This window comes from Phyllobacterium sp. RCAM01083 (assembly GCF_055685835.1).
Genome location: NZ_JBVFZN010000003.1, coordinates 472,289 through 489,149, shown reverse-complemented (window position 1 = coordinate 489,149; position 16,861 = coordinate 472,289). Strand labels below are relative to the sequence as shown.

At 59.3% G+C, this 16,861-nt stretch carries 20 protein-coding genes; 9 read left to right on the top strand and 11 right to left on the bottom strand.

Annotated features, from left to right (window positions below; all coding sequences use genetic code 11):
• Nucleotides 1-14 precede the first annotated feature (14 nt).
• The 4 genes from ACZ25R_RS03825 (at nucleotide 15) to ACZ25R_RS03810 (ending at nucleotide 3,922) form a co-directional block, all read left to right on the top strand.
• Complete coding sequence (locus ACZ25R_RS03825; RefSeq protein ID WP_472460092.1) at nucleotides 15-2,594, top strand: ligase-associated DNA damage response DEXH box helicase; 2,580 nt, start codon at nucleotides 15-17, stop codon at nucleotides 2,592-2,594.
• Between the two features lie 26 nt (nucleotides 2,595-2,620).
• Nucleotides 2,621-3,307 (top strand): ligase-associated DNA damage response endonuclease PdeM, encoded by a 687-nt coding sequence (pdeM, locus tag ACZ25R_RS03820; RefSeq protein WP_472460147.1) that lies wholly within the window; start codon nucleotides 2,621-2,623, stop codon nucleotides 3,305-3,307.
• Between the two features lie 71 nt (nucleotides 3,308-3,378).
• Nucleotides 3,379-3,597: a type II toxin-antitoxin system PrlF family antitoxin gene (locus ACZ25R_RS03815; protein WP_346307580.1), complete on the top strand. Its 219-nt coding sequence runs from the start codon at nucleotides 3,379-3,381 to the stop codon at nucleotides 3,595-3,597.
• A complete protein-coding gene (locus tag ACZ25R_RS03810; protein ID WP_464664729.1) occupies nucleotides 3,584-3,922 on the top strand; it encodes a type II toxin-antitoxin system PemK/MazF family toxin in 339 nt (112 codons plus the stop codon). Before ACZ25R_RS03815 ends, ACZ25R_RS03810 begins: the two co-directional genes overlap by 14 nt.
• 20 nt (nucleotides 3,923-3,942) lie before the next feature.
• On the opposite strand, the gene ACZ25R_RS03805 is transcribed toward ACZ25R_RS03810, so the two are convergent.
• On the bottom strand, nucleotides 3,943-4,404 hold the full coding sequence (locus ACZ25R_RS03805; RefSeq protein WP_105733708.1) for an Lrp/AsnC family transcriptional regulator: 462 nt from the start codon (nucleotides 4,402-4,404) through the stop codon (nucleotides 3,943-3,945).
• Between the two features lie 120 nt (nucleotides 4,405-4,524).
• Between ACZ25R_RS03805 and hppD the strand changes: the two genes are divergently transcribed.
• The 3 genes from hppD (at nucleotide 4,525) to ACZ25R_RS03790 (ending at nucleotide 6,696) form a co-directional block, all read left to right on the top strand.
• Nucleotides 4,525-5,637, top strand: a complete 1,113-nt coding sequence (hppD, locus tag ACZ25R_RS03800) for a 4-hydroxyphenylpyruvate dioxygenase (protein ID WP_472460091.1) — start codon at nucleotides 4,525-4,527, stop codon at nucleotides 5,635-5,637.
• 55 nt (nucleotides 5,638-5,692) lie between these two features.
• The gene (locus tag ACZ25R_RS03795) at nucleotides 5,693-5,917 is read left to right on the top strand and encodes a hypothetical protein (RefSeq protein WP_403181678.1); all 225 of its coding nucleotides are present in this window, start codon (nucleotides 5,693-5,695) and stop codon (nucleotides 5,915-5,917) included.
• A gap of 113 nt (nucleotides 5,918-6,030) precedes the next feature.
• Complete coding sequence (locus tag ACZ25R_RS03790) at nucleotides 6,031-6,696, top strand: nucleotidyl transferase AbiEii/AbiGii toxin family protein (RefSeq protein WP_472460090.1); 666 nt, start codon at nucleotides 6,031-6,033, stop codon at nucleotides 6,694-6,696.
• A 10-nt stretch (nucleotides 6,697-6,706) separates the two neighbouring features.
• On the opposite strand, the gene mazF is transcribed toward ACZ25R_RS03790, so the two are convergent.
• The 5 genes from mazF to hmgA all read right to left on the bottom strand — a co-directional run bounded on the left by mazF (nucleotide 6,707) and on the right by hmgA (nucleotide 10,328).
• Nucleotides 6,707-7,042, bottom strand: a complete 336-nt coding sequence (gene mazF, locus ACZ25R_RS03785; protein WP_223614622.1) for an endoribonuclease MazF — start codon at nucleotides 7,040-7,042, stop codon at nucleotides 6,707-6,709.
• Complete coding sequence (locus ACZ25R_RS03780; protein WP_223614623.1) at nucleotides 7,042-7,284, bottom strand: AbrB/MazE/SpoVT family DNA-binding domain-containing protein; 243 nt, start codon at nucleotides 7,282-7,284, stop codon at nucleotides 7,042-7,044. The genes mazF and ACZ25R_RS03780 overlap by 1 nt, the downstream gene beginning before the upstream one ends.
• Nucleotides 7,285-7,348: 64 nt before the next feature.
• Nucleotides 7,349-7,993, bottom strand: a complete 645-nt coding sequence (gene maiA, locus ACZ25R_RS03775) for a maleylacetoacetate isomerase (protein WP_288194425.1) — start codon at nucleotides 7,991-7,993, stop codon at nucleotides 7,349-7,351.
• Entirely contained in the window at nucleotides 7,993-9,015 is a 1,023-nt protein-coding gene (locus ACZ25R_RS03770) for a fumarylacetoacetate hydrolase family protein (RefSeq protein WP_472460089.1), read from the bottom strand. The genes maiA and ACZ25R_RS03770 overlap by 1 nt, the downstream gene beginning before the upstream one ends.
• Nucleotides 9,012-10,328, bottom strand: coding sequence for a homogentisate 1,2-dioxygenase (hmgA, locus tag ACZ25R_RS03765; protein ID WP_472460088.1), 1,317 nt, complete (start codon nucleotides 10,326-10,328; stop codon nucleotides 9,012-9,014). The genes ACZ25R_RS03770 and hmgA overlap by 4 nt, the downstream gene beginning before the upstream one ends.
• A 74-nt stretch (nucleotides 10,329-10,402) precedes the next feature.
• On the opposite strand from hmgA, the gene ACZ25R_RS03760 reads away from it, so the two are divergent.
• Nucleotides 10,403-10,870, top strand: coding sequence for a MarR family winged helix-turn-helix transcriptional regulator (locus ACZ25R_RS03760; protein ID WP_403181701.1), 468 nt, complete (start codon nucleotides 10,403-10,405; stop codon nucleotides 10,868-10,870).
• A gap of 18 nt (nucleotides 10,871-10,888) precedes the next feature.
• Here ACZ25R_RS03760 and ACZ25R_RS03755 read toward each other — a convergent pair whose 3' ends face one another.
• The 5 genes from ACZ25R_RS03755 to ACZ25R_RS03735 form a co-directional block, all read right to left on the bottom strand.
• Nucleotides 10,889-12,358, bottom strand: coding sequence for a M81 family metallopeptidase (locus ACZ25R_RS03755; protein WP_472460087.1), 1,470 nt, complete (start codon nucleotides 12,356-12,358; stop codon nucleotides 10,889-10,891).
• 22 nt (nucleotides 12,359-12,380) lie between these two features.
• On the bottom strand, nucleotides 12,381-12,749 hold the full coding sequence (locus ACZ25R_RS03750) for a RidA family protein (RefSeq protein ID WP_472460146.1): 369 nt from the start codon (nucleotides 12,747-12,749) through the stop codon (nucleotides 12,381-12,383).
• Between the two features lie 19 nt (nucleotides 12,750-12,768).
• Entirely contained in the window at nucleotides 12,769-13,596 is an 828-nt protein-coding gene (locus tag ACZ25R_RS03745) for a carbohydrate ABC transporter permease (RefSeq protein ID WP_288192171.1), read from the bottom strand.
• The gene (locus ACZ25R_RS03740) at nucleotides 13,593-14,462 is read right to left on the bottom strand and encodes a carbohydrate ABC transporter permease (protein WP_403181708.1); all 870 of its coding nucleotides are present in this window, start codon (nucleotides 14,460-14,462) and stop codon (nucleotides 13,593-13,595) included. The genes ACZ25R_RS03745 and ACZ25R_RS03740 overlap by 4 nt, the downstream gene beginning before the upstream one ends.
• Before the next feature lie 96 nt (nucleotides 14,463-14,558).
• Nucleotides 14,559-15,788 carry an ABC transporter substrate-binding protein gene (locus ACZ25R_RS03735; RefSeq protein ID WP_472460086.1) on the bottom strand — a complete coding sequence of 410 codons (1,230 nt, stop codon included), beginning with the start codon at nucleotides 15,786-15,788 and terminating at the stop codon, nucleotides 14,559-14,561.
• Nucleotides 15,789-16,069: 281 nt separating this feature from the next.
• Between ACZ25R_RS03735 and ACZ25R_RS03730 the strand changes: the two genes are divergently transcribed.
• On the top strand, nucleotides 16,070-16,861 hold the full coding sequence (locus ACZ25R_RS03730; RefSeq protein WP_472460085.1) for an SDR family oxidoreductase: 792 nt from the start codon (nucleotides 16,070-16,072) through the stop codon (nucleotides 16,859-16,861).

The window sequence follows — 16,861 nt, the reverse complement described above, 5'->3', positions numbered from 1 at the left end:
TCGGCTCCACGCAAATGCCGAAAACCACGAAAGAAAACTTGGCGCTTTCCTTGCACGCCATTACATTCGCTCTTGTGAGCACCAAGACAAAGCCCCTTTTTATCGAAGGCAGTTCTCTCCTGCCAAAACCTTTCCTGGACTGGTTTCAGGCCAAGGGATGGTCGCCGCGCGCGCATCAGCTGGAATTGCTGGAGGAAGCACAAGCCGGCCGTTCGACCCTGCTGATCGCGCCGACAGGTGCGGGCAAGACGCTGGCTGGTTTTTTGCCGGCGCTGGTCGATCTGGCGACACGCGGCAAAAGCAACAATGTCAGCCGTGGCATTCACACGCTCTACATCTCGCCGCTCAAGGCGCTGGCCGTCGATATCGAGCGCAACCTTGCCCGTCCCATCGAGGAGATCGGGCTTGATATCACCATTGAAACCCGCACCGGCGATACTCCCGCCTACAAGCGGCAACGCCAGAAGCTTGTTCCGCCGGATATCCTCCTGACCACACCGGAGCAATTGGCCCTTTTGATTGCCAACAGGGATGCCGGGCGGTTTTTCGCGGATTTGCGCTATGTCATCTTTGACGAGCTGCATTCGCTGGTGACGTCCAAGCGCGGACACCTGCTGTCGCTGGGACTGGCGCGGCTACGCAAGTTGCAGCCCGGCGTGCAGACCATCGGGCTTTCCGCAACCGTTGCCGATCCGGATGCTCTGCGGCGCTGGTTGCTGCCGCAATTGGAAGGCAGGCCCATGGCCAGTCTTGTCAAGGTCGAAGGCGGTGCCAAACCGCATATCACCATTCTTGAAACATCCGACCGCATTCCCTGGGCCGGCCACTCCGCCGTTTATGCCCTGCCGGGCATTTACGAGGCGATCAAACGGCACCAGACCACCCTCATTTTCGTCAACACCCGCAGCCAGGCGGAGCGCCTGTTCCACGATCTGTGGATGGCCAATGATGACAATCTGCCGATTGCCCTGCATCACGGCTCGCTTGATGTCAGCAAGCGGCGCAAGGTCGAGCAGGCGATGGCCAGCAATGCGCTACGTGCGGTCGTTGCCACATCGACGCTTGATCTGGGCATCGATTGGGGCGACGTCGATCTTGTCATCCATGTGGGCGCGCCGAAGGGGGCGAGCCGGCTGGCGCAGCGCATCGGCCGTTCCAACCACCGCATGGACGAGCCTTCGCGTGCGATCCTTGTTCCGGCCAACCGGTTCGAGGTGATGGAATGCCAGGCGGCGCTCGATGCCAACTATCTCGGTGCCCAGGATACGCCGCCGCTCGGCGAGGGTTCGCTGGATGTGCTGGCCCAGCATGTCCTCGGTATGGCCTGCGCTGAACCGTTTCATGCGGATGCACTTTTCGAGGAGATTACGACGGCGCTGCCCTATGCGGGCTTGCTGCGTGAAACGTTTCACCGGATCGTCGATTTCGTCGCCACCGGCGGTTATGCCCTGAAAAGCTATGAACGCTTTGCCAAAATCCGCCAGACCGCCGATGGGACATGGCGCGTGACGCATCCACGCATTGCCCAGCAATACCGGCTGAATGTCGGCACCATCATCGAAGCGCCCAGCCTCAATGTGCGGCTCACCCGCCAGCGCGGCAAGGGTGGCAATGCGCGTGGCGGCCCGGTGCTCGGGAAAGTGGAAGAGTCGTTTCTCGAAGCCCTGTCGCCGGGCGATACATTCTTCTTCTCCGGGCGCGTGCTGCGTTTTGAAGGCATTCGCGAGAACGAATGCCTTGTTTCCAATGCGGAAGGGTTCGACGCCAAAATCCCTGCCTATGCCGGTGGAAAATTCCCGCTGACCACCTATCTCGCCGATCAGGTGCGCGCCATGCTGGCCGATCCGGATCGCTGGGGTGCCCTGCCCGATCAGGTCAGCGACTGGCTGCGAATCCAGAAGGAGAAATCGGTGCTGCCTGATCCCGGCAGCCTGCTGGTCGAAACCTTCCCGCGCGGTGAACGCTATTACATGGTGATCTATCCCTTTGAAGGGCGGCTGGCGCATCAGACCCTTGGCATGCTGCTGACGCGGCGGCTCGAACGGGCCAAGGCGCGGCCCCTCGGCTTTGTCGCCACGGATTACGCGCTGTCGATCTGGGGCCTGCGCGACATGGGCCGTATGTTCCGGAAGGGTGAACTGCCGCTTTCCGAATTTTTCGACGAAGACATGCTGGGCGACGATCTCGAGGCATGGCTGTCGGAAAGCTGGATGCTGAAGCGTACGTTCCGCAATTGCGCGCTGATCTCCGGCCTTGTCGAGAAGCGGCATCCGGGACAGGAAAAGACCGGACGACAGGTAACCGTCTCCACCGATCTCATCTATGACGTCCTGCGCACGCATCAACCCGACCACATTCTCATCCAGGCCACGCGCGCCGATGCGGCCACCGGACTGCTCGACATCCGCCGCCTTGCCGATATGCTGGCACGAATCAAGGGTCACATCATCCACAAGGAGCTCGACCGGATATCGCCGCTCGCCGTTCCCGTGATGATGGAAATCGGCAAGGAGCGTGTTCCGGGCGAAGCCCACGAAACGCTGCTCGAAGAGATTGCCGACGAACTGACCCGCGAGATGATGGAACGGACATGAATCTGGCGGTTCACACGACACGGACAATGCTGCACGGCGCGGTCGAGACCGATATTGCTGGCCATACCGCCCTATGCGATCCATCCGGCGCGCTTTATCTGGAGGCCGATCGCATCCTGATCGTCTCGGACCTGCATTTCGAAAAGGGCTCGTCCTTCGCCCGGCGCGGCATGATGCTGCCGCCCTATGATACCGCCTCCACATTGAAGGCACTGGCGGCGAGCATTACCCGCTATCAACCGGCCTGTGTCATCAGCCTCGGCGACAGTTTTCACGATGGCGATGCCGCCGCGCGCCTGCCCGCCATCTATGCCGAGCAGCTGGCGACATTGATGCATGGCCGCGACTGGATCTGGATCACGGGCAATCACGATCCGGAGCATCCGGCTGATCTTCCCGGCGAGACCTACGCCGAACTGGCTTTCGGGGCGCTGGTGTTCCGCCACGAGCCTTCAAAAACCGCATCGCGCGGTGAAATCGCCGGGCATCTGCATCCGGCGGCAAAGGTGGTAAGGCGCGGCCAGTCGGTGCAGCGGCGCTGTTTCGTCACCGACCATACCCGCATGATCATGCCCGCCTTCGGCGCCTATACCGGCGGGCTCAATATTCTCGGCCGGGCCTTCCATGGCCTGTTCGACAGCAATAGCCTCAAGGCCTATATGCTCGGCCATGCCAGGGTTTACCCCATGCTGCGCAAGACGCTGTATCCATGAGATATCCGCACGGCTATTCTTGCAGTTGGTAAGGAAATTCCTTACATATGGGCCATGCGAAGGAGTAACCCATGATCACCAGCAAAATGACGAGTAAAGCTCAGACGACCATACCGCAAGCTGTGCGCGTGGCGCTGAAACTGAATCCAGGCGATGAAATTGCCTATCGGATTGAAGAGGGGCGGGTCATCCTCATGCGAGTGGAAGCCGGTACTCAAGGCGATGATCCCTTTGCAACATTCGTGGAGTGGGACAGCCCTGCCGACAGAAAAGCCTATGCAGACCTTTAAATCCGGCGATATCGTCCGCGTACCGTTTCCATACACGGACCGCAACACGCGCCAGCACCGGCCTGCGCTCGTCATCTCGGATGGTGCCGTGGGTGAAGATGCCAACCTTCTTTGGGTGCTGATGATTACCAGTGCTGAAAATAAATCCTGGGTGGGAGATGTTTCCATTCCCCGTCATGCGGAAACTGGTCTTCCGGTCGCCTCCGTCATCCGGCCGCTCAAGATTGCGACTATTGAAGCGGCTCATGCGGACAAGCTGGGACAGGTTGCAACGGAAACACTGGATGATGTCAGGCGTGTGGTTGCCTCAGTCCTCAGCAAATAGCAATTCTGTCAGTTCTCCATTCAAATCGGCAGCCGGCCATCTTCCTTCAATGTGTCCAGCACGATGGCGGTCTTGACGTTCTGTACGGACTCGTGCGGCAGCAGCACGTCGTTGACGAAGGCCGAGAGTGCCCGCAAATCCGGTGTGACCACCTTGATGAAATAATCCATCTCTCCCGTCAGCGCATGGGCCTCCATGACTTCCGGCAGCTTTGAAATGAGGTCGGAAAAGCGGCGGGCGTTGTCCCTGTTATGGGTCGCAAGTGTGACCGAGATGATGTTGACGATGCCGAGACCCAGTTTTTCGCGATCGATTTCCGCCCTGTAGCCGCGAATGAATCCCTCCTCCTCCAGCCGGGAGCGGCGGCGCGAGCATTGCGAGGCGGACAGGTTGATCCGCTCGGAAAGCTCGTTGTTCGTGAGTCGTCCATCCTCCTGCAAGGAAGACAGTATTTTGCGGTCAAACGCGTCAAGTTGCTCCATTCATGCTCTCCTTGATGGTTATATGCACGAAATGTGCGCATTATGCCTCCGCGGAGCGCTGAAATGCAAACACTTTGCATGTCATTTGCGCGATAATGCGGATAATCAGAGGAGGATGCCATGGGCCCATTTCCGCACGACGCACCGGTCGCCACGATCAGCAAGGAAAATCCTGCCGGGACGGATGGTTTCGAGTTTGTCGAGTTCTCGCATCCGGAGCCGGAAAAGCTGGAAGAGCTCTTCGCCCGCATGGGCTACAAGCCCGTTGCCCGGCATCGCACCAAGAACATAACGTTGTGGCGTCAGGGCGACATCAACTACATCCTCAATGCTGAACCCAATTCCCATGCGACGAAATTCGTCGGTGAGCATGGCCCGTGTGCGCCATCCATGGCCTGGCGCGTGGTCGATGCCAAGCATGCCTTCGATCATGCGGTTGCCAAGGGGGCGACACCCTATACCGGCGATGACAAGACCATCGATGTTCCCGCCATTGTCGGTATCGGCGGATCAATGCTCTATTTTATCGAAAAGTATGGCGAGAAAGGCTCGGTCTATGAGGACGAGTTCGAGTGGCTGGGCGAACGCGACCCGAAACCGGAAGGTGTCGGTTTCTATTATCTCGATCACCTGACCCATAATGTCTATCGCGGCAACATGGACAAGTGGTGGGCGTTCTACCGGGAACTGTTCGGCTTCAAGCAGATTCACTTCTTCGACATCGCCGGCAAGCTGACGGGCCTCGTTTCCCGTGCCATCACCTCCCCCTGCGGCAAGATCCGCATTCCGTTGAACGAATCGACGGATGACAAGAGCCAGATCGAGGAATATCTGCGCAAGTACAAGGGCGAAGGCATCCAGCACATCGCCGTCGGGACGGAAACCATCTACGACGCGACGGACAAGCTCGCGGACAATGGGCTCAAATTCATGCCCGGCCCGCCCGAGACCTATTACGACATGTCGCATGAGCGTGTGCATGGCCACGATGAACCGATCGAGCGGATGAAGAAGCACGGCATTCTCATCGACGGCGAAGGCGTGATCGACGGCGGCATGACAAAAATCCTGCTGCAGATCTTCTCCAAGACCGTCATCGGCCCGATCTTCTTCGAGTTCATCCAGCGCAAGGGCGATGAAGGCTTTGGCGAGGGCAATTTCCGCGCTCTGTTCGAGTCGATCGAAGAAGACCAGATCCGCCGTGGCGTGATCAAGGTCGCTGCTGCGGAATAACGCACAACGGAGCGGGCTATAAATCGGGTTCGTTGTGCACTATATTGAGTGCATGATGACTGCAGCTTTTGTAGCCCCTATTGTTCCCGCTGATTTCCCCGAGCTGAAATTGCTCGCGTGGAACAGGGACGCTGCACGTCCAATCCCCGCCGAAGAAGCGTTTGAACTTTATGAGCGCAACTGGCGCTTTGTTGATGCCGAGCACCTGACCACCCGTGAAGCCAAACTCATTCGGGAGCTGACGCGGGTTTTCGGTAATGGTGTATTGCTGATTTCCTGACTTTTCCATCCATAGCGGTTCCTGCATAGTGCAGGACTGAAAAATGTGATCGGAAAGTCATGCGGGAACTCAAGAGGCAGGAACATCGCGTCATCATTGAAGCGCTCGGGCTGATGGATCATGCGTTCCTGTTTGCCAATCATTGCTGGTTTGGTGGTGGCACGGCAATCGTTCTCAAGCTTGGCGAATACAGGCAATCGCTTGATGTCGATTTTCTCTGCTCCGATGCGGATGGATACCGTGAGCTGCGTTCAGCGGCAGTGGAGAAGGGAATTCGGGCGTTTTTCCCGGAACCGGTTGAATCCTTGCGCAGCTTCAAGATTGACCAGTATGGCCTGCGGGCTGCCTTGCTGTTGCATGGTCAGACCATCAAGTTTGAAATTATCCGCGAGGCGCGCATCGATGTGCAGGGCCATTTCGATGAGCAGATCGGCATCCCCACGCTTGTTGTCGTGGACATGTTTGCCGAAAAGCTTCTGGCGAACGCGGATCGTTGCCACGACCGGTCGATTGCATATCGTGATGCGATCGACCTTGGAATGTTGGTTCGACGTTATGGATCTATTCCCGATGCAGCTGTCCAAAAGACCACAAAGGCCTATGGTCAGGACATCGAACGCAAACTTGGATGGGTTGTAAACCGGCTCCAGGATGGCAAGGAATTGCACCATGCTGCTGATGTTCTGAACATGAGCATGGAGGATGCTTTTGACGGGATCGCCGCTCTGAAAATCGACGTCGCTCGCATCTGGCCGGAAGGCCGTGTAGAAGCCGAATAAGGCGTTGCCTCTAACGCTTGCCGATCAGCGCGGCGGCCTTGCTACGGATTTCGGCAAGTTCTGCTGCCGACACGCTACCCTTGTGCATTGCGCGCCGAACGCGCCAGTCGAGACTCTTAACCTGATCGGCGAGGACCACGCCTGGACGGTCACCTGCGATCAGCACTTCGAACGGATACCCCTTGATCTGCGTGGTCATGGGGCAGCACAGCATGAGCCCGGTCTTGCCGTTATAACTGGCAGGGCTGAGCACGACGGCGGGACGATGTCCGGCCTGTTCATGACCAGCCTGAGGATTGAAATGCAGCCACACGATGTCGCCGGCATCGGGTACGTAGGCCGGCATCAAAAGGATTCCTTGCCGACGGCAGTGCCAAAGTCGGCCTCGGAATGCATGTTCTCGGATGTGACGCCCTCGATCAGCTGATCCAGGTCATATTCGGCCTGACGGACCGGCTCGATGATGATCAGGCCATCTTCTTCACGCACATCAACCACCGTGTCGAGTTGCAGCCGCGCCGCAACCATGACAGCGGCCGGGATGCGCACCGAAGCACTGTTCCCCCATTTCTTCACGGTTACACGCATAGTCAACTCCTTGTATCATCATTGTCGATACAATGACGAGTTCCGCTTGATGTGTCAACAATGTCTATACGTCAGGCTTGGCTTTATCCGGATGTGCTGCCACGAAGGCCTTGAGTTTTTCGCAGCGACTGGAGATGGCATTGACCCGTTTCAACCCCGAGATATCAGCGCCCCAGCGGCGGGCATTGTAGACCTGCGGCACAAGACAGAAATCGGCCATGCCCGGCTTGTCGCCATGGCAGAACTTGCCGGTATCCGGATTGTCGAGGAGCCGTTCGAAGGCTTCCAGTCCTTGCGCGATGAACTTCTGCATCCAGGCGCCGCGCGCTGCATCGCCGCCCCCGGTGATATCCATGACATGCGCGGTCACACCCATATTGCAGACCGGGTGAATATCCATGGCAATGGCATAGGACAGCGCCCGCACGCGTTGCCTGCCTGCCGGATCGGGCGGCAGAAACGCCGCATCGGGGTAAATCTCATCGAGATATTCGATGATGGCCAGAGACTGTGTCATCATCCTGCCGTCCATGGCCAGCGTCGGAACGAGGCCTTGCGGGTTGCGGCTCAGATTGTCCGGTTGTTTGTGCTCGCCCTTCAGCAGATTAACCGGAACGGTTTCATAGTTCAGCTTGAGGCTTTGCAGGGCAATCCGCACCCGGTAGCTTGCCGACGAGCGCCAATAATCAAAGAGGACGAGCCCGTTCATCACTCAGCGTCCGTTTGATAGCGTGTCACCTGCTGCTCGATGGCGCCGAAAACGGAATGGCCGGCATTGTCTTTCATTTCAATGCGCACCGTGTCGCCAAACTGCATGAATGCCGTCTTCGGGGCACCGTGATTGATCGTCTCGATCATGCGGATTTCCGCGATGCAGGAATAGCCCGCCCCGCCCTCCGCGACGGGTTTGCCCGGTCCGCCATCCAGCTTGTTGGAAACGGTGCCGGAACCGATGATCGTACCCGCCGACAGCGGGCGGGTTTTGGCCGCGTGGGCAATCAGAACCGGGAAATCGAAGGTCATGTCGAGGCCTGCATTGGCCCGGCCGAACGGCTTGCCATTGTAGTCGACACTGAGCGGCAGATGCACCTTGCCGCCGTCCCACGCCTCGCCCAGTTCATCCGGCGTGACAGCAACCGGCGAGAAAGCCGAAGACGGTTTCGACTGGAAGAAACCGAAGCCTTTGGCGAGTTCCGCCGGGATCAGCCCGCGCAGGCTGACATCGTTGACCAGCATGATGAGGCGGATGGCACTGCGTGCCCGATCGGGCGTCGCACCCATAGGCACATCATCGACAATGACAGCCACTTCGCCTTCCATGTCGATGCCATAGGCTTCATCAGCCATGACGATCGGCGCGCGGGGGCTGAGAAAGCTGTCGGAGCCCCCCTGATAGATCAGCGGATCGGTCCAGAAGCTCTCGGGCATCTCTGCCCCGCGGGCCTTGCGCACCAGTTCGACGTGGTTGACGTAGGCCGATCCATCCGCCCATTGAAAGGCGCGCGGCAATGGCGACAGCGCCTCATGTTCATGAAAGCGCTCGGAAGGAACGGCCCCATGCTCGAGGCTTTCGGCCAGCGCTTCCAGATGCGGTGCAATGCGCGCCCAGTTGTCGAGTGCGGATTGCAGGGTGGGTGTGAGAAACGACGCATCGGTGAAACGGGTCAAATCCCTGGACACGATGACGAGCCTGCCGTCCCGCGTTCCATTGTTCAAAGATGCAAGTTTCATTCGGACCAGTCTCCTTCGGGTGTGCCGTTGAACCGCTTCTTCAGGTCCGTCCAGCAATCGGCATAATTGTCCTGCAGCGAGTCCAGTTCCGCCGCAAACCGCGTGAGATGCTGCGGGAAACGGGTTTCGAACATGAAGGCCAGGGTATTCTCCAGCTTGTGCGGCTTCAGTTGCACGGTCGATGCCTTGTTGAAGCCCATCGTATCCGGCCCGTGCGGCAGCATCATGTTGTGCAGGCTCATGCCTCCCGGAACGAACCCCTCCTCCTTGGCGTCGTACTGACCATAAACCAATCCCATGAATTCCGACATGATGTTGCGATGGTACCATGGCGGGCGGAAGCTGTGTTCGGCAACCAGCCAGCGCGGCGGGAAAATGACGAAATCCACATTGGCGGTGCCTTCCTCGCCGGATGGCGCGGTCAGTACCGTAAAGATCGACGGGTCGGGATGGTCGAAGAGGATGGCGCCCACCGGCGAAAAGGTGCGCAGGTCGTACTTATACGGCGCGTAATTGCCATGCCATGCCACCACGTCGAGCGGGGAATGGCCGAGATCCGTCCGATAGAACTTGCCGCACCATTTCACATGCAGGCGGCACGGGGTTTCCTTGTCCTCATAGGCGGCAACGGGCGTCTTGAAATCGCGCGGGTTGGCGAGGCAATTGGCGCCGATCGGCCCGCGATCCGGCAGCGCGAATTTCGCCCCGTAGTTCTCGCAGATATAGCCGCGGGCTTCGCCGTCAAGGGCAGCGACCTTGAACACCATGCCGCGCGGGATGATGCAGATTTCCGAGGGCTCGATCTCGATGATGCCCATCTCGGTGAATACCCGCAGGCGGCCCTTTTCCGGCACCAGCAGCATTTCGCCATCGGCATTGAAGAAGTAGTCATCCTCCATGTCGCGGTTGAACGCATAGACATGGGCGGCCATGCCGGTCTGGCCGTGCACGTCGCCGGCCGTGGTCATGGTGCGGATGCCGTCGATGAAATTCACCGGCTCCTGCGGCATGGGTGTCGGGTTCCAGCGCAGCTGGCCGATGGGCAGTTCGTGATCGTCGAGATTCGGCGCAGTCTTCCAGTCCTTGCGCGACGCGGGCGTGAAACGTCCCGAATGTTTGACCGACGGCCGGATGCGGTACAGCCAGGAGCGTTCATTGATGCCGCGCGGCGCGGTGAAGGGGGAGCCGGACAGCTGTTCCGCGTAGAGACCATAGGCACAGCGCTGCGGCGAGTTCTGCCCCTGCGGCAGCGCGCCGGGGAGCGATTCGGTTTCAAAGTCATTGCCGAAGCCCGGCATGTAGTGAAGGGTCATGATCAATCCTCCCGATCTATTTAGTTGCATTTGTGACGATCTTTTTTGTAACTATCAACGGCAAAGGAGATCAAATGACCGGGAAACAGAATGAGGCGGCAATGCCGCCGCTGGTGCTGGAGGATTTCATTCCCTACCGGCTGAACAAGGCAGCGGAGGCGATCAGCCAGCGCTTTGCCAGCCAGTACCGTGATGAATATGGCCTGACGCGGCCGGAATGGCGCACGCTGGCAACGCTTGGTCAATTCGGGGCGCTGTCGGCGACGGCCATTGGTGCACATTCATCCATGCACAAGACAAAGGTTAGCCGGGCGGTGTTTTCACTGGAGCAGCGCCATTGGCTCAAGCGCAAGCGCGATGACGCCGACCGCCGCACGGAACATCTGGAACTGACGCCGGCGGGACGCAAGGCGTATCAGCATCTGGCGACGATGGCGCACGACTATGAGACCGAGCTGTTTGCCAGGCTCGGCGAACGCGGCGCCAAAGAACTGAAGGCGGGATTGGCGGCGCTGGAAGCCTACTACCGGCAGGGCCGGTAGCAGCAGGTTGCAGGCCGGTCAGAACGGCATGTCGACCCGCGGCCAGATTTCGCGGGACAATTTCCGGTAATCGGTCTTCTTCGGGTTCGACGGATAGGGCGCGCCCGCATCGATATAGATGATCTCGGCTGCGACCGGCTCGAAACCCGCATGGAAATGGTTGGTCGACTTGACCAGCAGGATATCTTTGGCAGCGGGTTCGATGCCAAGATTGGAAAAAATGTCAGGCTCGAATGTCTGGGTGCGATTGGTATTGAGGATGACCTCGATATCCGTGCCTTCGAGACGAATGACGGCGGCCGGTCCAAGGGTGACCCGGCTTTTGCCAAAACTCTGCCAGCCTTCCTGCACGGCCTTCACGACTTCTACCCGGGCATCCAGCGGTGCGCCGCCATCGGGGCCAGCCTTGCCGCCGAAGCGTAGCTGAATCCGTGCGCCCTCGCCGGCTGCCAGACAGAACGTGACGGCAATCGGATCCCAGATCGTTGCCACCGCCACGTTATCGATGCCGCGTTCGATGATGCGGCGCAGGATCAGCGTGCCGTCACCGGCAACACCGCCGCCCGGATTGTCCCAGACATCGGCGACAACCACCGGCTTTCCGGTCTTCTGCCCAGCAAGAGCCACAGCTTTATCGAGCCCGGCTTCCGTATCGAGCATCGGCATGGCGGTGCGGCCGCGCATGCCGAAAATTTCCATGCCGAGGGATTCAGCCAATGCCTCGCCACGCGGTGCATCATTGTCGGTGACGACCATGACCTGTGTGCCGAGTTCCGGCACGTCGCCCGCCATGAAGCCATGGATCAGCGAGATGGAGAGAATGTTGTTCTTGCCCTGCAAGGCTTGAATACGGTCGACGAAGGAACGCATCGGTTCGCGGCTGGTCGGGAAAACACCGATCATGCGACAATCGAAGGTGGAGATGACCGGCTTGATCTCGCCGCGCAGCGTGCGCAGCGCGAGATCGACGACGTGTTCGCCGCGCTCGTAGAAATCCGTATGCGGGAATTCAAGGAAGGCGGCGAGAATGTTGGAATTTTCCACGCGTTTGCGTGTCAGATGGCTGTGCGGATCAAGTTCCGATGCAATGAGCACGTCAGGGCCGACAATCGCGCGGATGCGCTCGAGCAGATCACCTTCGCAATCATCATAGCCCTGGGCGACCATGGCCCCGTGCAGGCCAAGAATGACCGCGTCGACAGGCAAGGCCGCTTGCAGCTGGCCGAGAATTTCGTCGCGCAGTTCCTCGTAGGCCCGCTGCTGCAAAAGCCCGCCGGGTTCGGCCCAGGTCGCGGTGCCCTCGATGAGTTCAAAGCCCTCCTCCCGTGCACGGCGGCGCAGAACCACCATGGGCGCCGAGCACAGCGTCGGTGTGTCCGGGTGTTCGCCGGGACCCGCATAGAAGGCCATTTCAAAACTGGCGCGGTCGGTTGGAACCGGCGAAAACGTATTGGTTTCCGTCGCGAAGGAGGCGGTGAAGATGCGCATGGAAATGCCTGTTCTTTATGTATCAGAGGGGCTTGTAGGCAATGGCTTCGATTTCGATCTTGATGTCGATCATCAGGCGCGATTCAATCGTGGTGCGGGCCGGCGGGTTCTGCGGGAAATAGGTCGCGTAGGTCTTGTTGAAGGCGGCGAATTCGCGCGCATCTTCGAGAATGACGAAAGTCTTCACCACATCGGACAGATCCGCACCGGCCAGCGCCAGCGCTGTCCTGATATTCTCCATCACCTGCTTTGTCTGTGCCTCGATGCCGCCTGTGATGACGATGCCGTCGGCGCCGACCGGGACCTGGCCGGAAATGTAGATGAAATCCCCGGCGCGGACGGCCGGTGACAGCGGCACATGCGATGATCCGAAATGCTGTTTTGTCATGATGTTCAATTCCTGTGCTTGGTTATTTGACGGCGCCGATGGAAAGCCCGCGCACCAGATAGCGCTGCAGCCACGCAAAGAGAATGGCGACCGGAACGGATGCCACAAATGCCGCAGCCATGACGTAGTGCCAGTCGACCGTGTAGCGGCCGGCGACAAGCGACAGCACGCGGATCGGCAGGGTATAGTTCTCTTCCTTGCGCAGCATGGTGAGCGCGATGACGAACTCGTTCCAGGCATTGATGAAGGTGAAGATGGCGGTGACGACCATTGCCGGGACGGCGAGCGGCAGGAAGACGCTGCGCAGCGTGCGCCAACGGTTTGCCCCTTCCATCCATGCGGCTTCTTCGAGATCGCGCGGGATGGTGGAGAAATAGCTCTGCAGCATCCACACGCAGAAGGCGATGTTGAAGCCGGTGTAGATGATGACGAGCACGTTCAGGTTGTCGATCATCCCGGCATTGGCCACGAGCCGGAACAGGCCGATGACCAGCACGATGGGCGACAGCATCTGCGAGACGAGCAGAAATTGCCGGTAGGCGTTGCGGCCGGCAAACTGGTAGCGGCTGAGGGCATAGGCGGCGGGAATGGAGACGACGATGGTCAGCAGGGTCGACAGCGTCGATACGTAGAGCGAATTGGCGAGCGCCGACGCAATGCCGGAGGTCTGCCACATCTCCGAAAAGTTCTGCCAGTGCAGCTCTTCCGGCCACCAGGTGGGGTTGAGCACTTCCGTTGCCGATTTGAGCGAGGTGATCGTCATGACGACATAGGGAAAGAGGATCACCACGACGATCGGCGACAGGAACAGCCAGAACAGGAGGGAGCGCTTGAGCTTGCTGTTCATCATGCCTTCTCCTCGCGCATGGCCAGCCGCACATAGATGAGCGTGAAGACCAGAAGGATGGCGAACATGATCAGCGAGATCGCCGCTGCCTCGCCCAGGCGCCCCAGGCGGAAGCCGAGCTCGTAGAGATAGGTCACGAGAATATGGGTCGAATTGGCAGGCCCGCCCTGTGTGGTCACCCAGATGATCGGGAAGGAGTTGAAGACGTAGATCGTGTTGAGCACGAACGCGATGTTGATGAAGGGCCGCAACAGGGGAAGCGTGATCAGGCGGAACTGGTCCCAGCGCCCTGCCCCTTCCGTGGCCGCCGCCTCATAGAGATCATCGGGAACCGAGGACAGGCCGCCGAGGAAAATGGTCACCGTAAACGGCACTGACACGAGGATGCCGATCAGGATCTGCATCGGAAAGGCGGTGGACGCCTCGGCCAGCCACTGGATATTGCTGCCGATCAGGCCAAGATCACGCAGCGCCGAATTCAGCATGCCGCTTTCGCCGTTGAGAGCCCAGCGCCAGACCACGGCGGTCATGGTCAGCGAGATCGCCCAGGGCAGCATGATGAGGATGCGGGCGATGCCGCGCCCATAGAAATCCTCGTTGAGGATCAGCGCGATGGGGACCGATACGATCAGCGTGCCGAGCACGACGCAAACGGTCCAGACCAGCGTGCGCCAGGTTGCGGCGATGAAATCCGGATCGGCGAACAGCACGCGGAAATGCTCAAGCCCGACGAACTCGCGCAGCATGCCGAAACGGTTCACGTCGTGCAGCGACAGCGAGACGATCTCCTTCAGCGGCCAGAGGATGATGGCGGCTGCCAGAATGAAGCTGGGCAGGATAAGAAAATAGGGGGCCGTTGCCCGTTGCATAAGCGTGCGTTCCTTGACCGGAGAATATGGGACCGGAGAATATGGCCTCTGAAGGACGGGGCGGGAGAGCGGCTGGCCCACTCTCCCGCGGCCGGCTTATTTCAGCGTCGCGTTGATCTTGGCAGCCGCTTCCTTCAGCGTTGCCTCGGCCTCGCCCTGGCCAAGATAGATCTTCTGCACGGCATTGGAGGTTGTCTTGGCGATGTCCTCCCAGCCCGGAATGACCGGCGCAAACCGGGCATTCGGCAGCAGCGAGGTGAAGACCTTCAGATCGGCATTGTCAGCGAAATAAGGATCCTTCGCCTCTTCCGCGTTGACCGGCAGGAAGCCTTCGATCTTGTCGAACTTGGTGCGCTGTTCCTTGGTGAAGATGAAATCGAGGAACTTCCAGGCCGCTTCCTTGTTCTTGGAATTCTCGAACAGAACAATGGAGTCGGTCACACCATAGGTGCCCTTGTCGCCGCCCGGACCTGCCGGGATGGGTGCCACGCCATAGTTGAGCTTCGGCGCTTCGGTCTTGATCTGGCCCGAGAGGAACGGTGCGGTGATGACCGTTGCCACCTTGCCCTGCTTGAACAGGTTCTGCACGTCTTCACGCGAATAGGAGGTCACGCCCGGCTGGGTCAGGCCCTCATCGATGAAGCTCTTGTAAAGCTTGGCGGTGTCGATGGCCGCCTTTGAATCGAGGCCGGATTTGCCGCCCTTGACGATTTCGCCGCCATTCGACCACATGCCGTAGTAGAAATAGACGTCCGTCTCGATTTCCTTGCCCTGCAGACCGAAACCATAGGTCTCGCCGCCGAGCTTCTTGATCTTTTCCGCATCGGTCTTGAAGTCGGCCCACGTCGCGGGCGGCGTGCTGATGCCGGCCTTGGCGAAAATATCCTTGTTGTAGTACATCGCCCGCGCCGAGGCGGCGACCGGCAGGCCGTAGACCTTGCCGTTCATGACCGACGGCGTCAGGAACGTGTCGATGAAGCGGGCCTTGAAGTCCGGTTTGATGTGCTCGTCAAGCGGCGCAACGATGCCTTCCGACACATAGTCGAGCAGCCAGCGTGTGCCGATGATGGAAAGATCGGCATTGGCGCCAGCCGAGATATCGGTGGTCAGCTTCTGCTGCAGGCTGTCCCACGGCACGACCTCGATCTGGATTTTGACATCGGGATTGGCGGCTTCAAACGCCTTGGCCGCTTCCTGGAAGTAAGGGCCCGTGCCCTTGCTGTATTCGGCGATGGTGACACGCACGGTGCTTGCGGCAAAGGCGCTGCTGCTGAAGGCAACGATGCTTGCTCCGGCAAGAAGGCATAGTTTCTGTTTGAACGTCATTGTCATTCCCCTTGTTATCGCCGCAGTCACACGGCGTTTGTTTGTGTCCGCGAACCGTCTTCGGCGGGTAGGCTCCTTCGCCTCCCGCAAGCCGCTTCTTCCAACCAGCCTCTCTATCTTCAAATGTAATTTAATTTCATGCAAGCGAATTTTGCATCGGTTTGATGTATTTTTATGTTGCTTTTTTTCACGCATCGCCATTAGCTGGGCAACAGGCGGTAGAATCCGCGAGAGAATGTCCGCAGAAGCGGGCCAATGATACGGGAACAGATGAACGCGCAATGACCTCACCCAATTTGCATGATTTTTATGGACTAAAAGGCAGGCAGGTGCTGATCACCGGTGCCGGAGGCGGTATCGGCCAGGCATTGATTGCAGCCTTCACGGCTGCGGGGGCCGTCGTCTCGGGCGCCGACAGGACGGATGCGGCATTGGAAAACCTGCCTCTCGCCCATCGTCTTGTTTTTGAACTCACGGACCGCGCCGGCATCGCAAAGGCCGTCGGTGATTTCATCGGCGAAAACGGTGCGCCTGACGTGCTGGTCAACAATGCCGGCTTCACCCGCGGCGAAACACTGGATCAGGTGGATGGCGACGTCTGGGATCGCGAGATTGCGGTCAACCTGAATGGTGCCTTTCATGTGACGGCGCCGGTCGTCGATGCCATGGCCAGACGCGGCGTCGGCAATGTGGTGTTCATATCCTCGGTCAATGGCCTCTCGCATTTCGGCAACCCGGCCTATTCGGCTGCCAAGGCCGGGCTTATCTCCTATGTGAAGGCGCTGGCCGTGGAGCGTGGACGGTACGGCATCCGTGCCAATGCGGTCTGCCCCGGTTCGGTGCGCACACCCGCATGGGATCATCGCCTCGCCAGTCAGCCGGAACTCCTGGCGAAAGTCTTGCCGCACTATCCGCTCGGGCGCATGGTGACACCGGAAGAAGTGGCACATGCCGCCCTGTTTCTGGCTTCCTCGGCGGCATCTGGAATAACAGGCACGGCGCTGGCCGTGGATGCCGGGTTGACGTCAGGCAATCTGCGCTTCATCAACGACGTTCTTGCGGGAGAAGACTGA